This window comes from Domibacillus robiginosus (assembly GCF_000966195.1).
In the GTDB taxonomy this organism is placed as follows: Bacteria; Bacillota; Bacilli; order Bacillales; family Domibacillaceae; genus Domibacillus; species Domibacillus robiginosus.
Genome location: NZ_LAHL01000102.1, coordinates 1 through 3,413 on the forward strand (window position 1 = coordinate 1; position 3,413 = coordinate 3,413).

At 37.6% G+C, this 3,413-nt stretch carries 3 protein-coding genes; all 3 read left to right on the forward strand.

The features are described 5' to 3' along the window. The first annotated feature begins 70 nt into the window (after positions 1 to 70). The 3 genes from VP97_RS23000 (at position 71) to VP97_RS23010 (ending at position 3,362) form a co-directional block, all read left to right on the forward strand. On the forward strand, positions 71 to 1,447 hold the full coding sequence (locus VP97_RS23000; RefSeq protein ID WP_050184514.1) for an ABC transporter substrate-binding protein: 1,377 nt from the start codon (positions 71 to 73) through the stop codon (positions 1,445 to 1,447). A gap of 170 nt (positions 1,448 to 1,617) precedes the next feature. Next, positions 1,618 to 2,547, forward strand: a complete 930-nt coding sequence (locus VP97_RS23005) for a carbohydrate ABC transporter permease (protein WP_050184515.1) — start codon at positions 1,618 to 1,620, stop codon at positions 2,545 to 2,547. After that, the gene (locus VP97_RS23010; RefSeq protein ID WP_050184516.1) at positions 2,544 to 3,362 is read left to right on the forward strand and encodes a carbohydrate ABC transporter permease; all 819 of its coding nucleotides are present in this window, start codon (positions 2,544 to 2,546) and stop codon (positions 3,360 to 3,362) included. The genes VP97_RS23005 and VP97_RS23010 overlap by 4 nt, the downstream gene beginning before the upstream one ends. Positions 3,363 to 3,413: the final 51 nt, after the last annotated feature.

Genomic DNA, 3,413 nt, shown 5'->3' on the forward strand with positions numbered 1-3,413 from the left:
CAATACTATCCAAAAACACGCGGATTTATGTAGATTATTAACAAAAAACAGTCATTAAGGGGGCATTAAGATGAAAAAAAACAAAAAAATCCTATCTGTTGTTGCGCCATTGATGTTTACTTTCTCTCTCGCTGGATGTACCGGAGGAAATTCTGCTACCGAAGGTACAGCTGAAGAGCCAGTAACATTAAACATTGCAACTGTAAACAACCCGGATATGGAAACAATGCAAGAGCTCTCGAGTTCTTTTGAAGAATCTCATCCGCATATCAAACTTAATTTTATTGCTTTGCCTGATAATGAATTAAGAAAAAAAGTAACACTTGATGCATCCACCGGTTCAGGACAATACGATATTGCTACTGTTGGTCCTTATGAAGTTCAAAGTACTTGGGCGAAGAATGAGTGGTTAGAACCATTAGGTCCTTTATTTGAAGAATATCCAGAAATTGAGGAAAAGTACGAGTTAGATGATGTTATTGAACCAATCGCAGGTGCCTTGTCTTATAAAGACGAACTATACGGGCTTCCATTCTACGGTGAAAGTAATATGCTTTTTTACAGAAAGGATTTATTTGAAGAAAAAGGGCTTGAAATGCCTGAACATCCAACATGGACACAGGTTGAAGAGCTAGCTAAGCAGTTCCATAATCCTCCACAAGATTTCTATGGTATTACTTTAAATGGAACACCCCAGTACGGGCAGCTTGCTCCGCTTTTAACGGTCATCAACTCATTTGGCGGAAGATGGTTTGATATGGATTGGAAGCCACAATTGACATCTACTGAATTTAAGAATGCGGTTTCTTTTTACACTGATTTAGTGAAAAACTATGGGGCACCGGGAGCTACAAATATTGGGTTTAATGAAGGGCTTGGTTTAATGGCTCAAGGTAAATCAGCTATGTGGTATCACTCAACTGTTGCCGCTGGAATGTTAAACGATCCTGAGTCATCAAAAGTTGTAGGTAAAGTAGGGTATGCATTCGCACCAACTCAAGAAACCGAGAATGGAAGCCATTGGCTCTATACGTGGGGACTGGGAATGATCAGTTCTTCTGAACATAAAAAAGAAGCCTTTGAGTTTATGACATGGGCTACAAGCAAGGAATATATCGACTTAGTTGCCGAGAAAAAAGGTTTGGGATCTATTCCATCAGGTACAAGATATTCAACTTATGAAAATGAGGAATACTTGAAAATTGCTCCTTGGGCAACACTTACAAGAGAGTCTATTGAAACGGCTGATATAAACAAACCAGCTAAGGATGAAGTTCCTTACTCAGGACTTGCTCAAATTAACATTCCTGAATATGCAGAGTTTGCTTCAGAATTCGGAAAGAATTTTGCTTCTATTTTAACTGGCAAGGAAACAGTAGATGAAGCCCTCGAAAAGTCTCAGAAGAAAACAGAGGAGGTTATGGAGAAAGCGGGTTACTATAAATAAATTTATCACTAATTAATGACCTTTTCTGGGAGGATAAATAATTGTTGGCAAGGAAGTTCATATAGGAGCTTCCTTGCCACAATTAAATTTCTAATTATGAGATTAGATCTCGCCAATAATGTTATTTGGGATAGTCCCATTCGATAATTATCAAAACGAGGAGGATTCAAATGGAGAATACAGCGGGTAAGCTAAAGTCAGAGATACATTCGAAGAGAGCAGCAAAAAAATCAAACAAGCAAATTACCCCTCGTCCGCTTGTATATGTAAGTGTTGGATTTCTTGCGTTGGTTACACAAGTTCCCTTCGTGCTAACACTTTATTACAGTACATTAAATTGGAATCTTCAATATCCAAAAAGAGGAAAAGAGTTTGTAGGTTTAGCAAATTACAAAGCATTATTCACAAACACCGAATTCTTACAAGCGTTTATTGTTACACTAAAACTGACCGTACTCATACTAATTTTGTCCCTGGTTTTGGGATTAGCGTTAGCTATTTTGCTTCATAGAAAGTTTCCTGGAAAAGGTATAGTACGAAGCATGTTATTTGCTCCGTTCTTGGTAATGACCACAGTTACCACTCTTGTATGGAAGAATATGATTTTGGATCCATCTTATGGATTTTTGGCAGCGCTATTTAAATTATTTGGAATGACGCCAATAGATGTTATAGGAAACTATCCAACACTAACAATTGTTTTAGTTGCTACTTGGACTTGGACCCCGTTTATGATGTTAATTCTTCACGCGGCTTTAGAATCTTTACCTGAAGAAATGATGGAGGCGGCGGCCATAGATGGGGCTAGTCGTATGTATACCTTTATTTATATAGTCCTTCCATTCCTTAAGCAATATATTTTTATTTGTGTTCTTTTGGGAGCTATTATGATTCTTCCGCTATTTGGAGAGATCGCATTGATTACAGCAGGCGGTCCCGGACAAACAACAACAAATCTATCGTACTTTGTGTATGAAGAAGCTTTTCAGGGATACAGTATCGGATCAGCAAGCGCCAGCGGGGTAGTAGCTTCCCTTGTTACGCTTGTTATAGGGACAGTTCTTATTCGAATATTCAATAAGAAAGGAGAAGAGGCATGAAACTAGCAGCAAAATGGGGATTAAACCTTTTTACTTATGGCGTAGCAATGCTTTTTTTCTTTCCTGTGTTTTGGATTATATTGAATGCATTTAAAACAGAGAGCCAAGCTTATAATTACCCACCAGTATTTATCTTTCAACCGATCATGGATAATATTATAAACGCTTTTGGAAGCGGGCAATATTTGCTGTATCTAAATAATTCCTTAGTTGTTTCTGTTTTATCTGTAATTGTTGTCAACATTTTAGCCCTTCCGCTTGCTTTTTACTTAGCAGAATTGAAATGGTACAAGAGAAAAGATCGATTATTTGGATGGATTTTATCGACAAAATTTATGCCGGCAGTAGGAATCGTTATTCCTCTTTATATCATCTTAATTCAAACGCAGATGTTAAACTCCCTGTGGGGATTGTTTATCATGTACATGGCAATGAGTATGCCGATTATCGTTTTAGTCATGAGATCATTCTTTTTAGATATTCCAGTTGCCATCATTGAAGCTGCTGCTATTGATGGTGCATCTTATTTTACAACGTTTACAAGGATCATATTGCCAATGTCTATACCAGGAATCGCGACGGCATCGATTTTGGCTATTATTTTAAATTATAATGAATTTTTCTTTGCGACAGTTCTGTCCGGGCCACAGTCTCAAACACTGCCAGTGTATTTATCATCATTTATGACGTCCGAAGGCTTGTTCTGGGCACAAGTATCAGGGATTTCTTTATTAGCTATTTTCCCAATACTAGTTCTTGGATGGTTAGCACAAAAACGAATCGTACGAGGCTTAACACTTGGAGCTGTAAAGTAAGAATATTATTGAAGTAGAGAAGATATCAATTGATAAAAATAAGCCCCGATA

Excerpts from the sequence above, each read along its gene's own strand:
- VP97_RS23005 (WP_050184515.1), top strand. The coding sequence starts at position 1,618 with ATGGAGAATACAGCGGGTAAGCTAAAGTCAGAGATACATTCGAAGAGA.
- VP97_RS23000 (WP_050184514.1), top strand. The coding sequence starts at position 71 with ATGAAAAAAAACAAAAAAATCCTATCTGTTGTTGCGCCATTGATGTTT.
- VP97_RS23010 (WP_050184516.1), top strand. The coding sequence starts at position 2,544 with ATGAAACTAGCAGCAAAATGGGGATTAAACCTTTTTACTTATGGCGTA.